We start from the raw sequence: 18,357 nt of genomic DNA, 5'->3' as shown, positions 1-18,357 counted from the left end.
CTCGCCATTCAATAGCCCGATTTGATAACCGCTGATATTCGGTTAAAAAGAGCCTTGGTAGTTGAACGGGTACTTACCTTGGCTATCTGGATTACCCAGCCACTTGAGCTGACTCTGCATCGCCGATGGGAACTCAGCCCCCGGCTTAAACCATGCCGCAGCCGTGTAGCTTTGGTTTGGTGTGACGCTCGCCGAGAACTCACTCTCAACTTGATCGCTGCTCTGAGTACCTTTCACTGCAATAGTGCTGTCTTCACAGCTTATATCCGCAATCACAGGTCCTAAATCTAACGAGCCTACTGGCGAGTCAACAGCGGCACCAGACCAAGCCACTGTACCGTCACCCGATAGGCACCAAGGTTGAGCGTGAACCGCGTGTTTGATCGTCAGTTCGACCTGCCCGGCAATAGACACTGGCACCGGGATAGCGGGCGCATACTTCATCACGCTGCTCGCTGGCATTGATGCCACGAGGTTTTCCGCATAAGCACCACTCATGCTATAGCCAACGCGCCCTTTGCCAGATAGACTCATGTCACTGTTACGACCAAAGCGAACCGCGAGCTCTGCTTTGGCTTGCAGCAGTTTGGAAAACTGGAAGTCCCACTGCACGGAGCCGTAATTGATCCGCTGCCATGCAATTTTATTGGCTCGGCCTTGCCAAATCGTTCCCTCAACGCCCTCAATCGCTAATCCGCGCAGCGTCGGTGCATGCTTGAGCGCAAAAGAAGCCGGCACGTGCAGCAATAAGCTGACGGAGAAAAAGACAATAAAGACACCACTAAATAGTAGGCCATATTTAAAAGATAAACCGCGCTTCACATTAACCTCGTTTAAACTGTAGTCGCTTGACGTCAACAACCCCAGGGTTATCGGAGCGATCAATATCCATAAACTCGACCTCTACTCCCTGCTTTTCTTTCAGATACACCAGCCAATCAACAAACTGATTAAAGGGCACAGGTTTTACCCAGACTTGCAGCATCTCGCCGCGCGGTTGTACCCGAATCAACTCAATCTCAAAACGACGCATAGAAGTAGGTACGGATTGGTTCAACGGTTGGCTCGTACTAATACCACCACTGCCTCTGAGCTCAACCACTTCATTGGCTTTATTGGAAACCCAAGCCAGCAGTTGCTTCTCGCTTTGAATGTGGTTTTGCGCCAGCTCAGCGCGTTGACTGAGTGGCTGCAATAGCCCCCAATAAATCACGCCTACCACCAATAAAGTCGAGCAACCAATCACTAAGCGTTGCTCGCGTTGGCTTATTGAAGTCCACCACGCTTGGAGTGGTTCAATCACATTTCTCATCACTGATCTCCTTGCGCAGGTTACTGACGGGGTTTAAGAGTAAAACTGCCAAATACGGTTTCACCGTTGCGATTTAATGGCCCTTGCTCAACGGAAAATTGCTCTTCAAGCTTGACTCTCGCAGTCTCAAAGTGCTGAAAATCCGAGCTCTTAGCTTGCAGTCGAACCTCAGAGCGGTTGCCATCGTAGCGGATACTTTCCACTTCAATCGACTTCACTTGGCCTAAGGTTTCCGGCAGCAATGCTAACCAACCCAATAAAGAGTCACCATCGCCGGAGCCGCCATACTTCTTAGCTTCATCGTTCATCTGACGCTTCAGGTAACTGACCGTTGGAATTCGCTGCTTATCAGGCAGTACTGCCCTAAAGATGCGCTCACTCTCCGCGCGATAAGCTTGTGCTTGTGCCTCGTATTGCTGAACCTTGAGCACTTGTTGAGTGACGATCACCGCCACCAACAAGCACGCCGCAATCGCCACTTTCTGCCATACCCGCCAATATTTACTGAATGAAGATTTGGTTTTAAAAGTGCCCGTCAGTAAATTTACGCTACTAGTGATCGCTTGTTGGCTCAACAAAGCCATCACCAATTCGGCTGGTTTTGCTTGCCACTCGATACCACTTTGCTGCTGAACATCGTCACTCGGCAGCGGGGTATAGCTGAAAATGGTTGGCGATGGCTGCTGCTCATCCGTCACAAGCCAATCGCTTTGTAAAAACATCGCCAGCCACGCTTCGCTGATCGACGCGGCTTGATAGTTGCCTTGGCGCAGCAACCAATGCTGCTCTATCTGCAATGCACTGATCCCCTCTTGTTCTAAGGGGAGCGCCAGTGTATCAGGCAGTACCTTGCGGAAGATAATATTCGCTTCGCGAAACTGGTCTAAAGCGTGTTGGAGCCAGGCACGATCAACCCCACACACTGTCGCGTGGGTGGCATCTTTATCTAAAATGGTCAGGTGTAAGTCTTCAACCTCTTGTGCGACTTCGTCTTCTAATAAAAACGGCAGCATAGAATCGAACTGTCGAGCGGCACCTTGCGGGATCTCAACACGCTTAATTAAGCACTCATTTCCCGGTAATAAAGCAATACACGTGCGCTGTTCAGAGTAAGGGGCTAGCTCTTCAAGCTGCTCCCAACTCGACAACTCACCACTGGCTATTACTTCTTGCTGGCTTGTCGACCAAACTAACCACGGCACTCGGCCTTGTGGTTCGCTACTCAGTCGAACGGTCAGAAACTCGCTCACTGATCCCTCCAAAACGACGGCGTACTACCGTCACGGTTTCTCGATTACTACTATAGAAAAGCGTTCGTATGCGTACACGAGACTGCTCAACTAAGACCTCTGCATCTAGCTCAAAATAGGCGCTATCTACAGTTAAATATGCTTTGGCTTTGTTACTGACTTCTGGATTCACGCCAGCAATAGCCGACTCAGCCATAAATGTATCCACGCTTTCCCAGCCATCAAAAGGGCGCTGGTTAATCAGTTGCTGTGCATCCGATTCACTCAAGTCCGGAGCAAACATCGCTTCCAATAACGGCGCTTGCAGCTCCGAGAGTGTATTCACATTCAAGCGGAAATCATCGCTGGGTAGTGCACAAACAAAAGGGCGAACCTTGTTCATCACTTCACCCGTCACCTGATACACAGCTCGCAGCTCGGATTCATCGGCTATCAAGCCATTTGCCGTCAGGTATGCAGGCTTCATCGCCTCATACGTGCTGTCTTCAACACCGACTGAAGAGGTGGTTCGACTATCGGAATCGACAAACTCCCAGCTGGAATTGGCGATCACCTCGGCCTGATACGAGTCCACGTCTTGGTTTTCTAACAAGGTTTGCCACACCGAGACTAAATAAGGCGTTTGGCTGCCAGAGTCTACCGCCACCCCTGCTAAAGCATTAAGATTAAAACAGGCCTGCGCATCGACAATTCGACCGGAAACCTGACCATAGTCCAATGGGAAGACCTGCTCCTCTAACGCCCATGGCTGGCTTAAGTTAACGGTATCGCTGTCTTTATAGCTTTGCCTGATACCGTCTTGTACCAGTGCTTCCACACCGATGCTATACCAGTAAGCTTGTTGGTAATTCAATTGATTACCCACCCGTTTAAATTGGGTAAACAGACGCTCAAACATGCTGCCTGCGATGGTTGCCATGATCGCCAGCAACATCAAAATAATGATCAGCGCTACCCCGCGCTGTTTGCGTCCCACCTCGACTCGAGGTGCCGTTCGCTTATTGATTCGATCAGCCATTATTCGCCTCATTACCACCTAAAGCGCCATCACTTGACGAATTTCCAGTTTGCTCTAAGGTGCCACTTGGCGTGAGATAAATACGCTCTATCTCACCGTAGTCTGTCAAGGTCAACTTGAGTCTGACCGCTTTAGGCAGCGACTTATCAGTTTGCCAGCCCTCGCCCCAGCGAGTTCCGTCATAAAACTCAACTCCCCAACTTTCAACGTCATCAAGCAACGGCGAGATCACCCCATCCTGCCCGCTCGGAGTATCAGGATAGCGCCACCAAACTCGTTCAAGCGTCTGATCCTTAATGCGGTAACCGACTTTCGTCACCTCACCTCGAGGAAACTGCTGTTGTGGGTTATGCCAACCAAGGCGAGTAAACAGGATGCCGACACTATCGGAGTCCAACAAATACTCCCCCTTGAAGATCAGCTTAGATGATGCATCTTCACCATTGGTACGAAATTGTCGTACCGCCATCTGGCGAAAGTCATTATCTAAAATGACCAAGCTACGTTGCAGTTGATTCAAACGCGCGCTGCGCTCAATAGAAAGCTCATTGCTACGCTGAACCTGATTCACCACTTGGTAGGCAGCCATGCTTAACGTGGAAAAAATCGCGATAGAGACCAACACCTCAATCAAGGTGAAGCCCTGCTGTTTTGACGATAGATGTTTTGATGATAGATGGTCAGTTAGCGATCTGCTCTTCGTTAACGTTCGGTTCTTAGCTAGCGAGGTGAATTTAATTAACAACATGGAACTAATTAACAACATAAATCTAATTAACAACATAGCTGCGCACCGTCACCACTGAAGAGGTTTGTTTACTGGTCGCCACACTCACATCAAAAGCCTTTAATAGGTCGTTGCTGGTCTCAACAGGCGTCACGGTCCAAAACCACTCTCTTCCGGCCAACTCTTGTGTGCCCTGCGCTTTTTTTAGTTTCTCGGGGTGCAGCATCACCAAAGCCATTTGGTTGTCGACGACCATCGCGGCAAAAGTTTTCTCTTCTAGATAACTGAGGGTATTAATGTGTTGAGTGACTGCGCGAATCACACTGATCGCTGCGGTAGCAAAAATCGCGAGCGCAACCAACACCTCTAGCAGAGTCATACCACGAGAACGATAAGGAGAACAGTTATTCCTCTTCATCTTCTTCTCCCGGTTCTAGTAATCGAATCACACCGTTATCGAGCACTCGAATGCGCCAGCCATCTTGTATGGTGTCACCGATATTGGGATAAAAAGAGAGCACAAAGGGCGTCATTTCTGCACTCGACATAATATAGACCTGCGGTGGCTTCGGCTTTTTATCCTCTTCAAGATCCGCAAACATATCTTCATCAAATAAGCTGCCAGGCTTGAACAGTCGATCGTCCTCTTGCCACACTCCTCCACCCAAAGTCACTGACAAGGCGAGGTCATCAGGCAGCTCAGTGACTGAGGGGATTTTTTCGAGTTCGGCTTCCTGCCAACCTTCTGACTTAAGTGCCATTAACACATAGGTCGATGTTTTTTCATCAATGCGAACGCCAAAATCCAAACCACTCAAAATAGCCTCTTCATTGAGTAACTGAACTCGCTGATAAAAGCTGTGGGCGTATTGTTTGGCGACGTCTTTACTGTTGGTAGGAATGGTCGCGATCACCGCAACCGCCGTTACTGACAGTAGCACCAACACCAAGAGGATTTCGATCAAGGTGAAACCTGGCTGTGTTTGCTGATTTTTCACCGAATCGGCTCCATCTGCTTATGTCCTACCATCAATAACGTTCAAGCGATCATCACGTAAGCCGAAGCTTATTGAAAGTCTTGCATGTTCCAATTGCCGATGTCGGCTGCAATACCTTCACCACCTTCTTGACCATCAGCACCCAGAGTGAAAATATCAATGGTGCCGTTGTCGCCCGGGCTTAGATATTGGTACTCGTTGCCCCATGGGTCATTAGGCAGACGCTTGATGTAACCGCCGTCACGGTAGTTACGCGGCTCTGGGCTACTTGGCTTAGACACTAAGGCATCAAGGCCTTGATCTGTGGTTGGGTAAACGCTGTTATCGAGCTTGTACATATCGAGCGCGTTCTCTAGTGCTACGATATCAGTGATCGCTTTTTGTTGGTCAGCCTTCTCTTTGTTGCCCAATAAGTTAGGTACTACAAAGCTTGCCAAAACACCTAGGATAACCACAACCACCATCACTTCTAATAGAGTAAAGCCTGACTGTTTCTTCATTTTATTTTTCATTATTTTCTCCAAATTACAGACTGCGAGTTGAAGGTAATGATGCCCTTCTTCTCGGTAATCCAAAAACTAACCCACTGTGTACCATGCGGTAGCTACTGTAAAGCACGGTAGCTACTGTAAAGTACGGTAGCCACTGTGGAAAATACGTTAGCCACTCATTAAATTGTTCATTTCAAGCATTGGCATCAACGTTGCCATCACAATAAACAGCACTAAACCAGCCATCAAGGCGATCAATGCTGGGGTAAAAATACCTAACGCAATATTGACCGTCGACTCAAAGCTTTGGTCTTGGTTGTCCGCTGCTCGAGTGAGCATCTGCTCCAACTGGCCACTCTGCTCACCACTGGCGATCATATGCAGCATCATCGGTGGGAAAAGCTTGGTGTGATCGAGCGCTTTACGTAGGCTCGCCCCTTCTCTAACGCTATCTGATGCCTGTGTTACTTGCTGTTTAACATGGTGATTCGACATGACATCGACCGCGACTTTCATCCCTTCAAGGATCGGAATCGCGCTCGAAGTACAGATAGAAAGGGTTCGCGCAAAACGAGAGGTATTGATCCCTTTGGCGATTTTGCCGATCAGCGGGATACTCAACAGTTTACGATCCCAACTCAGACGAACGTTCGGCTTTTTCAATGCCGTCTTAACCAGCACGATGACGCCTATAAACAGCAACAGTAATTGGATACCCCAATTCTGAATAAATTCACTCGATGCCAATAAAAATTGGGTCGATTGGGGCAGTTCTTGACCCATTTGAATAATAGGTTCAACGATCTTCGGCACTACGGTGGCGAGTAAGAACGAAACAATCGTCACCGCAAACACCACCAGCACCACCGGATAGATCATCGCTTGCATTAACTTAGAACGCATCTTCTGGCGATTCTCAGCGTAGTCTGCCAACCGCTCTAATACGGCATCGAGGTGACCGGATTTCTCACCCGCAGCGACCATGGCTCTGAACAGTTCATCAAAAATATGTGGGTAATCCGCTAAGCTATCCGCCAGCGAGTAACCTTCGGTCACCTTAGAACGTACCGCCAGTAACATGGTGCGAATTCGAGGCTTTTCAGACTGCTCAGCCACCGCTTTCAAGCACTCTTCTAGCGGCATGCCCGATTGAACCAGCGTCGATATTTGACGAGTAATCAAGGCAAGGTCGGGGGTACTGATACCACGCTTAAAACTGGTCGAAGGCTGTGCGCCCCTGGTCGTTTTGGCCTTGGCTTCGGTCATCTCAACCGGCATTAAGCCTTGCTCTTTTAAGCGCTGGCGAGCCTGACGAGCGTTATCCGCTTCAATCGAACCCTTTTTGCTTTTCCCTTTCGCATCCAACGCTTTGTATTCAAATGCTGCCATACTAGACTTCCTTGGTCACGCGCATCACTTCTTCTAAGGTCGTTACCCCTTTCCGAACTTTGCTCAAGCCATCATCTCGAATGCTTGGGGTTGTGCCACGAATGACTTTCTCAATCGCCTGTTCGCCAGCTTCACTGTGGATAAGCTCTTGCACTGAATCGTCAATCATCAGCAATTCGTGAATACCGGTACGCCCTCGGTAACCCTTACCATTGCAGTGCTCACAGCCTTTGGCATGGTAAAGCGTCAGGCTTTCTTGCTCGTTCAAATTAAACAGCTTCTTCTGCTCTTTGTCGGCTTGATATGGCTCTTTACAGTCTTTACATAAGGTTCGCACCAAACGCTGCGCCAGCACACCGAGCAAGGAAGAAGAGATCAAGAAGGGCTCGATGCCCATATCACGCAGACGAGTGATCGCGCCGATGGCAGTATTGGTGTGCAGAGTCGACATCACCAAGTGACCGGTCAAAGAGGCTTGAACCGCAATCTCTGCCGTTTCTAAATCTCGGATCTCACCAATCATCACTACGTCAGGGTCTTGACGCAAAATGGCACGTAAACCACGAGCAAAGGTCATATCCACCTTAGGGTTAACTTGCGTTTGGCCAATGCCATCGATATCAAATTCGATCGGATCTTCAACGGTCAGGATGTTGCGCTCGTTACTGTTGAGCTCCTGCAAGCCAGCGTACAAAGTGGTGGATTTACCCGACCCCGTAGGACCGGTCACCAAGATGATACCGTGAGGGCGCTGGATTAGCTTACGGAAGTTTTGATGGTTCTCTGCCGTCATACCTAAGCTGTGTAAATCTAGGCGAGTGGCATTTTTGTCGAGCAAACGCATTACCACCCGCTCACCGTGTGAGGAAGGCATGGTTGAAACACGCACGTCGACCGCACGGCCACCAATACGCAGCGAGATACGACCATCTTGTGGCACGCGTTTTTCAGCTATATCAAGCTTAGCCATCACTTTAACGCGCGAGACTAATAACGGAGATAGCTTACGGCTAGGCGCAAGTACATCTCGCAGTACACCATCTACTCGAAAGCGAATCGACAATGACTTTTCAAAGGTTTCGATATGAATATCCGACGCACCTTCTTTGATCGCTTCACCCAGCATCGCATTGATTAGCTTGATAATAGGTGCATCGTCTTCCGACTCAAGCAGGTCTTCGTCTTGCGGCAGCTCTTCGGCCAGCGAGAAGAAGTCGTCGTTGTCTGCACCGATGTCTTCCATCAGCTGACGCGCTTCGGATGAATCGCGCTGATAGGCATCGGTCAGTTTTTTATCAAACTCATCGGCGCTGATCGCTTGTGGCGCAAAACCACCCTTCACAACTCGGCTCACTTCAATGATCGCCGCAGATTTCAGAGGTTCCACATAGTAAAGTACCGGCGCACGCTCTGGATGCAGCGACTCCAGCACCATCTTGTAACGATTCGCAAAGCTAAACGGCAAGCGCTGAAACGTGCGTGCCACCCCGACCAATTCAGCCATTATTCTTGTTCCATTTGATCGATGAAGGCTTGGATTTCAGCAGGGTGATTGGTGCTGTCGCCAAACTTAGGTAATACCGGGATATTGTCATCATCCAGCAGTTTCAGGCCTTGCTCAGCCTTGTACAGTTGCTCCGCTCGAATGTAGTTGTACTTACGTTGAGTAATGCCATCTGCCGTCATACCATCGCGAATGATGGTTGGCTTGATGAAGACCATAAGGTTCTTTTTCTCAACTTGGGTACTGGTTGATTTAAACAGGTGACCAAGAACTGGGATATCCCCCAAGAAAGGCACCTTAGACTCACTTTCCAGTGCGCGCTCATCAATCAGACCACCCAACACTAGCATTTGTCCATCTTGAACAATCACTGATGTATTCAATTGACGCTTAGCAAAACGCACATCAACCGCGCCGTTTGCACCTAATACGTTCGACACTTCTTGTTCGATGTCCAGTTGAACCGAGTCACCTTCGTTGATTTGTGGCACTACATTCAGCTTGATACCGACTTCTTTACGATCAACAGTTTGGAATGGGTTATCGTTACTTGAACCTGCGGTAGAGCCAGTTAATACCGGAACTTCTTCACCGACAATGAATGAAGCCTTGCCATTGTCCATCACTGTGATGCTTGGAGAAGATAGGATGTTTGAGTTGGAATCGGTCGAAACCGCACTGATCAACGCCGTCCAATCGCCCATCGCTATGCTCATCGCTGCACCATTCACACCTGACAGCGCAGAAGCTAAGGTGGAGTAATCACCTGGGGTTGTCCTTTCGATGGCAACCGGATCGCCATTACTGTCGAAAGTATAATCTGTTGTTGTTGTGTCCTTAGCATTTTCTAGACCGACCATCACACCGCCAATTGAGGCGCCGGTATTGCTGTATTGAATCATGGCTCCTGTTTCTAGGTTACCCCACTGCACGCCGAGATTAACGCCATCACCCTCAGCCATTTCGACGATCAGTGCTTCAATCAATACTTGAGCTCGACGAATATCCAGTTGAGCGATCACATCTTGCAACGCGTTCATAATGTCCGGCTGAGCACTAATCACCAAAGCGTTGGTGTCCGCGTGCGCTGAGATCATCACTTTATCGCGTTGTGATGCATTGCCCTGGGTCGATGATTGCTTTTCCGATTGCAGATTATCAGACACGCCTTTTAGTACGTCGACCATCTCTTCCGCTTTTGCGTACTTCAGATAAACAACTTGATTGTTGCCCTTGCTCACCATCTCACCATCAAGTTGCTCGATAAGTTTTTTTAAGCGCTGACGAACTTTAGGATCGCCTGAAATCAGAATCGCGTTAGTGCGTTCATCAGCAACCAGCTTAGGCTGTAAGAAGGCCGGTGTATTCTTGGCATCTGTGGTATTGTTCAAGGCATCAACAATACGTGCCATCTCCGCCGCTGAAGCATTCTTGAGTTCAACGACTTCAATCTCTTTATCACCGGCTTGGTCAACGCGTCGAATGATTTCCGCTAGGCGATTAACCACCGCAGCGCGACCTGTGAGCAGGATAATATTAGCAGGGTCGTAATGCACAACGTTACCCGCGCCCGCGTTGTCGTTCAACTGGCGCAACAAAGGAGAGAGTTCACGAACTGAGACATTACGTACCGTCACAACCCGTGTTACCACACTGTCGCCGTTAATAGAGTCGTGATCACCCACCACCGGGATGGCCGAGGTTTTCGAATCTTTCGATTTGATGACCTTAAGAACGCCTGAGTCCATTTCAACGACCGCGTAGCCGTAGACCTCTAACACGTTTAAGAAGAAACTATAATATTGTTCCTCATTGAGTACGTCATAACTGCGTACATCGATTTTTCCGCGCACCGAAGGGTCAACGATGATGGTTTTTTCTAGATTACGACCAACAATATTAATAAACTCTTGAATATCCGTGCCCTTAAAACTGGCACTAAAATCATTCGCGATGGCTGCAGGTGTGCCGATTAAGCTTCCTGCCAATAACCATGCACTTTTCTTAAACCAATGCTTCACGTACTTCTCCTACACTTTCGTCCTTGGTTAGACGCAAAGTTTTAAAATTCAATAAACACTTCATGCTGTTGCCCATCTCTCTCGACCACCAGATTTAACTCGGTCAGATCTGAGATAGAACGGAATATATTGCCCATCGCGGCGGGGTCAGTCAGGTCTTGTCCATTTAACTGAGTCGCAATATCTCCGCTTTGGAGCCCAACAGAGTTAAAAAGTTCAGCATCTTTACCCGGGCTGACACGATAACCGACCACTTGCTCGTCGCGCTTTACCTGAGACAGTCGAACATATTGGAAAATCTGTTGTGGATCTTCCATTATCTTCGCTTTGATTTCATCAAGCTTCGCTTCTGCTGAGGTCGGGTTATTACCACGCACCGAAGCAGAGCTGCGAGCTGGTGCTGGCTCTGATACCGCCAAGCGTTTGTACTCAATGCCTTCCAGCATTAAGGTTTCGTCTCGCCCTGAATTATCAATGATCACGCGATCCACCAGCACGGCTTTGAGCTTGACTCTGGTGCCTTCTATCTGTTCGTTAATGCCGTATGTCGCTTGCGTACCACGGTTTGCGATTACCGCTAAGCTACGTTTGGGGTTTGAGCTCGCGACTGCCCCCACCAACACCAAGTTCAATCGCGTCTTAGGTGCATCTTGAATAACCGGCTGCTCAACGACAGGCGCGCTGGTTGGGTTATAGGCACCAAACAGGTTGCTCTGCTGTAAAGAGGAGATATCAAGGGGCGATTGAGGAGCGGAAGACGATGAAGCCACCGCTTTCCAAGGTACGATGGTTTGCTCACTAGGTTCAACAAACCAGATAAGCTGCCCTAGAATCCATGCGGATGCTGCAATTAATACACAACACGTCACTAGGCTTAGTTTCTGCTGAAGTGCTAATCCATTCTCTAATAAGCGGCTCAACATAGGAAAATTCCCTACACGACTTTTGAGCTCTAAAAAGTTCACTTCCTTTGCCCCTTTTCATGACAACAAACGCTGCAAATTATTAAACTTTCAGCTTTTTTATTCATTGGTTCGATACACAACGCATTTAAGCACAAGATCATCAACTATATCATAACTCAGCAAGAAATCGGTATTCGATGGCTATTTTGCCATATGACTTGAAAAAAATGATAACCTCCTCCATTTTAAGCTTCTACTTAATGTGACAAGCATCATCAAAAGCATGTTGCGCACTGTTCATTACAGTTTTATTACCATTAAACCGCATTCATTTCTTAATTAAAGGCATAGCCCTATATGAAAACTGCTAATGAAGCTGTCAGACTCGATAAATGGTTGTGGGCAGCTCGTTTTTACAAAACCCGTTCGATTGCTCGCAACATGGTCGATGGTGGCAAAGTCCACTATAATGGTCAGCGCAGCAAGCCCAGTAAAATCGTTGAGCTTGGGGCGGTGATTACGCTGCGCCAAGGCAATGAAGAAAAAACGGTGACGATCGAGAAAATCTCGGCTCATCGTGGCGGAGCGCCTATCGCGCAAACGCTTTATGAAGAAACTACCGAGAGCTTGGCAAAAAGAGAAGAGTTTGCAAAACAACGCAAGCTGAATGCTCACAGCCCAGCTCCAGAGCGTCGCCCTGATAAGAAGCAACGTCGTGACATCATCAAGTTCAAGCATCAATAAGCTAGAAGGAATAGCCAAATGGCAGACCCAATGTCTACAAGTAATGTTTTAAATCGCTACCTATTTGAAGATCTATCAGTACGTGGTGAATTGGTACAAATGGATCAAGCGTACCAACAGATTATTTCTAGCAAGGAATACCCAGCACCGGTGCAAAAGCTACTGGGTGAGCTATTGGTTTCAACGACGCTACTCACGGCGACACTCAAGTTTGAAGGCTCTATCACTATGCAACTACAAGGTGACGGCCCTGTCTCTTTAGCCGTTATCAATGGTGATCATGACCAAAAAATCCGTGGTGTTGCTCGTTTTGAAGGTGATATCGCAGACGACGCAGGCTTGCACGATCTGATGGGTAAAGGTCACCTAGTGATCACTATCGACCCGAAACAAGGTGAGCGCTACCAAGGCATCGTTGGATTAGAAGGCGACACATTAGCACAAGTGCTTGAAGGCTACTTCGCGAACTCTGAACAGCTTAAGACTCGTTTATGGCTACGTACTGGCGAGCATGAAGGCCAAGCTCACGCTGCAGGTATGCTGCTGCAAGTCATGCCTGACGGTACAGGTACTCCTGATGACTTCGAGCACCTTGAGCAACTGACAGACACGGTTAAAAACGAAGAGCTGTTCTCTCTTGAAGCGAACGAACTACTTTACCGTTTGTACAACCAAGAGAAGGTACAGCTCTTTACACCGCAACCGGTTGAGTTCTTCTGTGGCTGTTCTCGCGAACGAAGCGCGGCGGCTATCATCACTGTAGCTCAAGAAGAGATTTACGACATCCTCAGCACCGAAGGTAGCGTTGGTCTGCACTGTGATTACTGTGGCACAAACTACTCGTTCGACAAGAGTGATGTGGATGCGCTGTATGCAGAAGCGGCCGATAAAGGCAGTAATACGGTTCATTAATTTACCGCGTACCAAAAACACGTAATTTACCCCAAAAAGGTCAGCACTCAGCTGGCCTTTTTTGTGATCACTTCAACGCAAAACCCTTAACATCTCGTAATAAAATCACCCCTTAATTTTAATCAATTAATAATATTTGCGCCCCTAGCGCAAAGCTTTACCTACAGGATAGACTAGCTAGGCCAATATGTGACGAGACACTTAAAATCCCAACATTAATGTGGATGTTTTTTGAGCTACATCCCTGTTTCCCCAAAGTCTCGTTGCTAGCATGGTGAGCAGATAACAATAAAAAATAATACAAAAATCCCTACAAAATATCCTACAAGGAGCACCTATGACCGTTATGGAACATACAAAGGCTGCACAAATTGATCTAACTAAGCACGGGCTGACTGGCGTTACTGAAGTTCTTCGTAACCCTAGCTATGAGCAGTTATTCATTGAAGAAACACTGCCAGGCTTACAAGGCTACGAAAAAGGCGTGGTAACGGAACTCGGCTCTGTTGCGGTTGACACTGGTATCTTTACTGGCCGCTCACCAAAAGATAAGTACATTGTTAAAGATGACACGACCCGCGATACCATGTGGTGGTCAGATCAAGGCAAAAATGATAACAAACCGATTACAACTGAAGTATGGAATGAGCTGAAAGAGCTTGTGACAACTCAGCTATCTGGCAAGCGTCTGTTTGTCATTGACGGTTATTGTGGTGCTAACCCAGATACGCGCTTAAGTGTACGTATTATCACAGAAGTAGCGTGGCAAGCGCACTTCGTTAAGAACATGTTCATTCGTCCAACTGACGAAGAGCTAGCAACGTTCGAACCTGATTTCGTGGTCATGAACGGTGCTAAAACAACGAACCCTAACTGGGAAAAGCAGGGGCTAAACTCTGAAAACTTTGTTGCTTTCAACCTCACAGAGCGTGTTCAAATCATCGGTGGTACTTGGTACGGCGGTGAGATGAAGAAAGGTATGTTCGCAATGATGAACTACCTACTTCCTCTGCAAGGTATCGCTTCAATGCACTGTAGCGCAAACGTCGGCGAGAAAGGCGATGTAGCGGTATTCTTCGGTCTATCAGGTACAGGTAAAACAACTCTATCAACGGATCCTAAACGTCAGCTAATCGGTGATGATGAGCACGGTTGGGACGACGACGGTATCTTCAACTTCGAAGGTGGTTGTTACGCGAAGACCATCCGTCTATCTAAAGAAGCAGAACCAGAAATCTACAATGCAATCCGTCGTGATGCACTGCTAGAAAACGTAACGGTTCGTGGCGATGGCTCTATTGATTTTGATGACGGTTCAAAAACTGAGAACACTCGTGTTTCTTACCCAATTCACCACATCGACAACATCGTTAAGCCAGTATCAAAAGCAGGTCACGCTCAAAAGGTTATCTTCCTGACTGCTGATGCATTTGGTGTACTACCTCCGGTTTCTAAACTGACGCCAGAGCAAACCAAGTACCACTTCCTATCTGGCTTCACAGCGAAACTAGCAGGTACAGAGCGCGGTATTACTGAACCAACACCAACCTTCTCTGCGGCATTTGGTGCGGCATTCTTAACTCTTCACCCAACTCAGTACGCTGAAGTGCTTGTGAAGCGTATGGAAGCAGCTGGCGCTGAAGCTTACCTAGTTAATACGGGTTGGAATGGCACAGGCAAGCGTATCTCTATTCAAGATACTCGTGGCATCATCGACGCTATCCTAGATGGCTCAATCGATAAGGCTGAAACTAAGGTTATCCCTATGTTTAACCTAGAAGTACCGCTAGCGTTGCACGACGTTGATCCTGCGATTCTTGACCCACGCGAGACCTACACTGACCCACTACAATGGGAAAGCAAAGCGAAAGATCTAGCAGAGCGCTTCATCAACAACTTTGATAAGTACACGGACAACGCTGAAGGTAAGTCACTGGTTGCGGCAGGCCCACAACTGGACTAATCCAATCATCTGCTCGGGCTTAGCCAAAAGCAAACGCCCAATTTAAAATGATATTTTTGTAGCAAGCCCCTCTTTTGAGGGGCTTTTTTGTTGCTGCTTGACCCTTTTTGTTCCACTCTATTTTGAGACTATTGAAATTTAAGGCTTTCAAGGAATGAAAAAGGTATTGATGGTGTTCGGCATTGTGTTGGCTATCGCCGTTGCAACTATCGCAGCGTTGCTATTAAGCCTGCAGACCCAATACCGTGCGGATGTTGCTAACTTTTTTATCAAACATACGATTGAACAACCTGTGTTCATTGAAGATGTGGGTTATCAGGCGCCTTATCACATCACCTTAATGGGCATAACCCAAAGCCAACCCGAAAAACAGACACCTCTATATATCGACAAGATCGATCTTTGGCTCAGCCCCGATTCGTTCACTCAAGCCAAACTGGTCTTAGATTCAGTCCTGATCAGTGGTTTACAGTTAGAAGCAGACGATCTAGAAACACTGACATCGGTATTTTCCCAGCCAAATATCCAACTCCACCAACTGGCAATCAACAATCTCGACTTTTCGACGCCAGAGTTTAATGCGCGGGGCATCGACCTGCAGATCTCCGAACCAAGGTGGCACGACAACTCGTCACTGCTTCCCTATGCTGTCCTGCCTTATGGCAAAACCCAACTCTCGGCTTTACAACTGTATTGGCAAGGTGAAGCATTCGATAATCTGTTGATCGACTTAGACTTCAAGCCGAGTGACAGCACCCTGTATGGCGCATCATTCGACTGGCGTGGTGCCAAAATCTCAGGCCAAGCCGAGCAGTATCAACATGCTTGGTCGTTGGTCAATGTGACGGTTGATGGCTTGCGACTCAATCAGCAACAGACCCAAAGCCTACTAAGCAAAGAGTGGGATGTAGCCGGTATTCAGATCAACCACATCAACAGCTTAGATATGCTGCGCAGCGACATCGAGTGGCAAGAGGGTCACCTCGCCGCCTTTGATATCTCACTAGAAAATTTCCAATTGCCTTTTGAGCTCTGGGAGCAGCAACAAGCAACGCTCTCTCTACAAGCCGAGAGCGTTGTGATTGATGACGACAGGTTCATCGAGCCAAGCGTCAAGCTGAGCCTAAAACCAGATCAGATCCTCATTGAAGATTTCTATACGCAATTACTACAGGGTACCGTTCAGCTGCATGGCGAGGTGACACCTCACGCCGTTGAATTGGCCCAACTCGATATTCAAGGCCTAAAATGGATCACCGAAGATAGTAAGGCTCCCTTACCTGTCGCACGTCTAGCGCCTTGGATTGCACAGTTACAGCAAGCCTCGATTGAGCAACTTAACGTAGAGCGTAGCCAACTGATCCAATTGGCCGATAAACCCTACTGGCAGGTTTCTGGGTTGCATGTGGAAGGGCATCAGCTGCAACTGCTGCGAAACAGCACGCTCGGGCTATGGCAAGGCCAGCTAGTGGTCAGCGCCAATGATGCCAGCTATCAAAACATCGTCAGTGCGCAACCTGTGGTTGAAATGAATAGCCAGCAGGGAAAATGGACACTGACACGCCTGTTTGCCCCACTCAAGCAGGGTTATATCGAAGCCAATGCGACACTCGATTTTAACCAAGTCAGTAAACCATGGAGCCTTGATATCTCTGCCGATGGGTTGCCGATATCGCCAATGCTGCAACAACTTAAGTTACCGCTCGATGCGACAGGCTATGGCGAGTTTGATCTGCAAGCCTCTGGTTTATTCGGCGACTCGCTGATGCTTGGTTACTCAACGACAGGGCAACTCAAAGGCAGCGTTCGCCAAGGTGTGATGACCTTTAACGATACGCTTTCTGCGACATCGAGCAACAACGCGTTTGAAGTTCCAATGCTCAATGCCAATTTCGACCGTGGTCGCTTGACACTCGAGCCAATAGCGATCATTGGCGCATCGGCCGCAGAGCAGGGTTCGCAAGCCGTGCAAACACTCAATGGCGAGGTATCCGGCGAGCTCGACTTGCTAAAGACCGAGCTACACACGCTATCGATTTCTCTATCAGACCCATGTAACCAGATTTCAGGAAAGCTTACCCAAGCGCAGCATTCTGAGATTAACGACTGCCAACCACAAAAAAGCGCCACTCCTCAGGAGTAGCGCTTTCGGTCAATATCTCAATCTATTATCAAGCACGCGTGAAGCTATTCACTCACCTTGCTATCCGTCGAGAGTATCTTTTTGTAGTCAGGGATCAGCATATAAGTTCCGGTGAACTCGACCGCTTCCACATCACCACTGTTGATGGTCACGTGAATGATGATACGTGCTTTTCTGCCAGAGGCGAGACGGTCTAAATCTCCACTGATGCCATCTAACGAGGTAGAGGCAACCGGGCTTTGCTCCACTGGATGACGATAACGGATGTTGCTGTCGGCCAACACAATATCCCCGGTCAGCCCTCGCTCTTTCATCAATAACCACGTCATCCCCCAACCCGTTAACGTGGCGAGCGTGAAAGCAGAGCCAGCAAACATGGTGTTGTGAGGATTCAGGTTCGGGTTAAGCTGAGCACTGCATTCAAACTGATAGCCCGTGTACTGGTTTATCTTGATGCCCATCTTATCGCTGATCGGGATCTGGTGTTCCCAGCGCTGCTGGAGCTCATTACACCAGTCTGGTTTACGCAGAACGTCAGCCATAGGATCGAGGTGCTTGACCATCTGTTGGTGACGTACCGGGCCACGTTGATCGTTGATTTCACCACGGCGTTCAAACTGGTTCTTCTCGTAGAATGAGATCGCCTCCTCACGCGCATTACACACCAAGCGCTTAGCCCCCTCTTGGCGCGCCAGTGACTCAAGTGCCACCAAGATCAATGAACCCACACCTTTGCTTCGACGGGAGCTTTTGACTGCCATATAACGGATCTGACCTTCGAGATCAGGGGTGATATACAGGCGACCAATCGCCATCGGGCGACCTCGACCATCGACAATCATCCGGTGGTGACTCATGCCATCGTATTCATCGCGCTCCGAACCTATCGGCATTTGCCATGGTTCACGCAGCATCTGCCAACGAAAGTGATAATACTTATTCAGCTGATTATCGGTGGTCGGCGTAATGAGTTTAAACAT

The 18,357-nt window shown here is 48.3% G+C and carries 17 protein-coding genes; 4 read left to right on the top strand and 13 right to left on the bottom strand.

Annotation, left to right across the window (positions count from 1 at the left end; genetic code table 11):
- Nucleotides 1-42 precede the first annotated feature (42 nt).
- The 12 genes from Q1A70_RS03580 to gspC form a co-directional block, all read right to left on the bottom strand.
- A complete protein-coding gene (locus Q1A70_RS03580; protein ID WP_299687031.1) occupies nucleotides 43-822 on the bottom strand; it encodes a type II secretion system protein N in 780 nt (259 codons plus the stop codon).
- 1 nt (nucleotide 823) lies between these two features.
- Complete coding sequence (locus tag Q1A70_RS03575) at nucleotides 824-1,312, bottom strand: type II secretion system protein M (RefSeq protein ID WP_299687033.1); 489 nt, start codon at nucleotides 1,310-1,312, stop codon at nucleotides 824-826.
- A gap of 20 nt (nucleotides 1,313-1,332) precedes the next feature.
- On the bottom strand, nucleotides 1,333-2,562 hold the full coding sequence (gene gspL / locus Q1A70_RS03570; protein ID WP_299687035.1) for a type II secretion system protein GspL: 1,230 nt from the start codon (nucleotides 2,560-2,562) through the stop codon (nucleotides 1,333-1,335).
- Nucleotides 2,531-3,580, bottom strand: a complete 1,050-nt coding sequence (gspK, locus tag Q1A70_RS03565; RefSeq protein WP_299687037.1) for a type II secretion system minor pseudopilin GspK — start codon at nucleotides 3,578-3,580, stop codon at nucleotides 2,531-2,533. Before gspK ends, gspL begins: the two co-directional genes overlap by 32 nt.
- Nucleotides 3,573-4,364, bottom strand: a complete 792-nt coding sequence (gene gspJ, locus Q1A70_RS03560) for a type II secretion system minor pseudopilin GspJ (protein WP_299687039.1) — start codon at nucleotides 4,362-4,364, stop codon at nucleotides 3,573-3,575. The genes gspK and gspJ overlap by 8 nt, the downstream gene beginning before the upstream one ends.
- On the bottom strand, nucleotides 4,351-4,725 hold the full coding sequence (gene gspI / locus Q1A70_RS03555; protein WP_299687041.1) for a type II secretion system minor pseudopilin GspI: 375 nt from the start codon (nucleotides 4,723-4,725) through the stop codon (nucleotides 4,351-4,353). Before gspI ends, gspJ begins: the two co-directional genes overlap by 14 nt.
- Entirely contained in the window at nucleotides 4,712-5,305 is a 594-nt protein-coding gene (gspH, locus tag Q1A70_RS03550) for a type II secretion system minor pseudopilin GspH (RefSeq protein ID WP_299687043.1), read from the bottom strand. The genes gspI and gspH overlap by 14 nt, the downstream gene beginning before the upstream one ends.
- 68 nt (nucleotides 5,306-5,373) lie before the next feature.
- The gene (gene gspG / locus Q1A70_RS03545) at nucleotides 5,374-5,817 is read right to left on the bottom strand and encodes a type II secretion system major pseudopilin GspG (RefSeq protein WP_004741459.1); all 444 of its coding nucleotides are present in this window, start codon (nucleotides 5,815-5,817) and stop codon (nucleotides 5,374-5,376) included.
- Between the two features lie 147 nt (nucleotides 5,818-5,964).
- Entirely contained in the window at nucleotides 5,965-7,185 is a 1,221-nt protein-coding gene (gene gspF, locus Q1A70_RS03540; protein WP_299687046.1) for a type II secretion system inner membrane protein GspF, read from the bottom strand.
- A 1-nt stretch (nucleotide 7,186) separates the two neighbouring features.
- Complete coding sequence (gspE, locus tag Q1A70_RS03535; RefSeq protein ID WP_299687048.1) at nucleotides 7,187-8,689, bottom strand: type II secretion system ATPase GspE; 1,503 nt, start codon at nucleotides 8,687-8,689, stop codon at nucleotides 7,187-7,189.
- Entirely contained in the window at nucleotides 8,689-10,710 is a 2,022-nt protein-coding gene (gspD, locus tag Q1A70_RS03530; protein ID WP_299687050.1) for a type II secretion system secretin GspD, read from the bottom strand. The genes gspE and gspD overlap by 1 nt, the downstream gene beginning before the upstream one ends.
- Before the next feature lie 41 nt (nucleotides 10,711-10,751).
- The gene (gene gspC, locus Q1A70_RS03525; protein WP_299687052.1) at nucleotides 10,752-11,633 is read right to left on the bottom strand and encodes a type II secretion system protein GspC; all 882 of its coding nucleotides are present in this window, start codon (nucleotides 11,631-11,633) and stop codon (nucleotides 10,752-10,754) included.
- Between the two features lie 339 nt (nucleotides 11,634-11,972).
- Between gspC and hslR the strand changes: the two genes are divergently transcribed.
- From hslR to Q1A70_RS03505, 4 genes are all read left to right on the top strand, one after another.
- Nucleotides 11,973-12,359, top strand: coding sequence for a ribosome-associated heat shock protein Hsp15 (hslR, locus tag Q1A70_RS03520; protein ID WP_299687054.1), 387 nt, complete (start codon nucleotides 11,973-11,975; stop codon nucleotides 12,357-12,359).
- 18 nt (nucleotides 12,360-12,377) lie between these two features.
- Nucleotides 12,378-13,271, top strand: coding sequence for an Hsp33 family molecular chaperone HslO (gene hslO / locus Q1A70_RS03515; RefSeq protein ID WP_299687056.1), 894 nt, complete (start codon nucleotides 12,378-12,380; stop codon nucleotides 13,269-13,271).
- A 337-nt stretch (nucleotides 13,272-13,608) separates the two neighbouring features.
- On the top strand, nucleotides 13,609-15,234 hold the full coding sequence (gene pckA, locus Q1A70_RS03510) for a phosphoenolpyruvate carboxykinase (ATP) (RefSeq protein WP_299687058.1): 1,626 nt from the start codon (nucleotides 13,609-13,611) through the stop codon (nucleotides 15,232-15,234).
- A 169-nt stretch (nucleotides 15,235-15,403) separates the two neighbouring features.
- Nucleotides 15,404-17,377 (top strand): AsmA family protein, encoded by a 1,974-nt coding sequence (locus tag Q1A70_RS03505; protein WP_299687119.1) that lies wholly within the window; start codon nucleotides 15,404-15,406, stop codon nucleotides 17,375-17,377.
- A 44-nt stretch (nucleotides 17,378-17,421) separates the two neighbouring features.
- Here Q1A70_RS03505 and Q1A70_RS03500 read toward each other — a convergent pair whose 3' ends face one another.
- The gene (locus Q1A70_RS03500; protein WP_299687060.1) at nucleotides 17,422-18,357 is read right to left on the bottom strand and encodes a bifunctional GNAT family N-acetyltransferase/hotdog fold thioesterase; all 936 of its coding nucleotides are present in this window, start codon (nucleotides 18,355-18,357) and stop codon (nucleotides 17,422-17,424) included.

The organism is uncultured Vibrio sp., assembly GCF_947488985.1.
Lineage (GTDB): Bacteria > Pseudomonadota > Gammaproteobacteria > Enterobacterales > Vibrionaceae > Vibrio.
This window is presented reverse-complemented; position numbering and strand designations above follow the sequence as displayed.

Excerpts from the sequence above, each read along its gene's own strand:
- Q1A70_RS03575 (WP_299687033.1), bottom strand. The coding sequence starts at position 1,312 with ATGAGAAATGTGATTGAACCACTCCAAGCGTGGTGGACTTCAATAAGC.
- gspK (WP_299687037.1), bottom strand. The coding sequence starts at position 3,580 with ATGGCTGATCGAATCAATAAGCGAACGGCACCTCGAGTCGAGGTGGGA.
- gspJ (WP_299687039.1), bottom strand. The coding sequence starts at position 4,364 with ATGTTGTTAATTAGATTTATGTTGTTAATTAGTTCCATGTTGTTAATT.
- gspI (WP_299687041.1), bottom strand. The coding sequence starts at position 4,725 with ATGAAGAGGAATAACTGTTCTCCTTATCGTTCTCGTGGTATGACTCTG.
- gspG (WP_004741459.1), bottom strand. The coding sequence starts at position 5,817 with ATGAAAAATAAAATGAAGAAACAGTCAGGCTTTACTCTATTAGAAGTG.
- gspF (WP_299687046.1), bottom strand. The coding sequence starts at position 7,185 with ATGGCAGCATTTGAATACAAAGCGTTGGATGCGAAAGGGAAAAGCAAA.
- gspE (WP_299687048.1), bottom strand. The coding sequence starts at position 8,689 with ATGGCTGAATTGGTCGGGGTGGCACGCACGTTTCAGCGCTTGCCGTTT.
- gspC (WP_299687052.1), bottom strand. The coding sequence starts at position 11,633 with ATGTTGAGCCGCTTATTAGAGAATGGATTAGCACTTCAGCAGAAACTA.
- hslR (WP_299687054.1), top strand. The coding sequence starts at position 11,973 with ATGAAAACTGCTAATGAAGCTGTCAGACTCGATAAATGGTTGTGGGCA.
- hslO (WP_299687056.1), top strand. The coding sequence starts at position 12,378 with ATGGCAGACCCAATGTCTACAAGTAATGTTTTAAATCGCTACCTATTT.
- pckA (WP_299687058.1), top strand. The coding sequence starts at position 13,609 with ATGACCGTTATGGAACATACAAAGGCTGCACAAATTGATCTAACTAAG.
- Q1A70_RS03505 (WP_299687119.1), top strand. The coding sequence starts at position 15,404 with ATGGTGTTCGGCATTGTGTTGGCTATCGCCGTTGCAACTATCGCAGCG.
- Q1A70_RS03500 (WP_299687060.1), bottom strand. The coding sequence starts at position 18,357 with ATGTTTAAACTCATTACGCCGACCACCGATAATCAGCTGAATAAGTAT.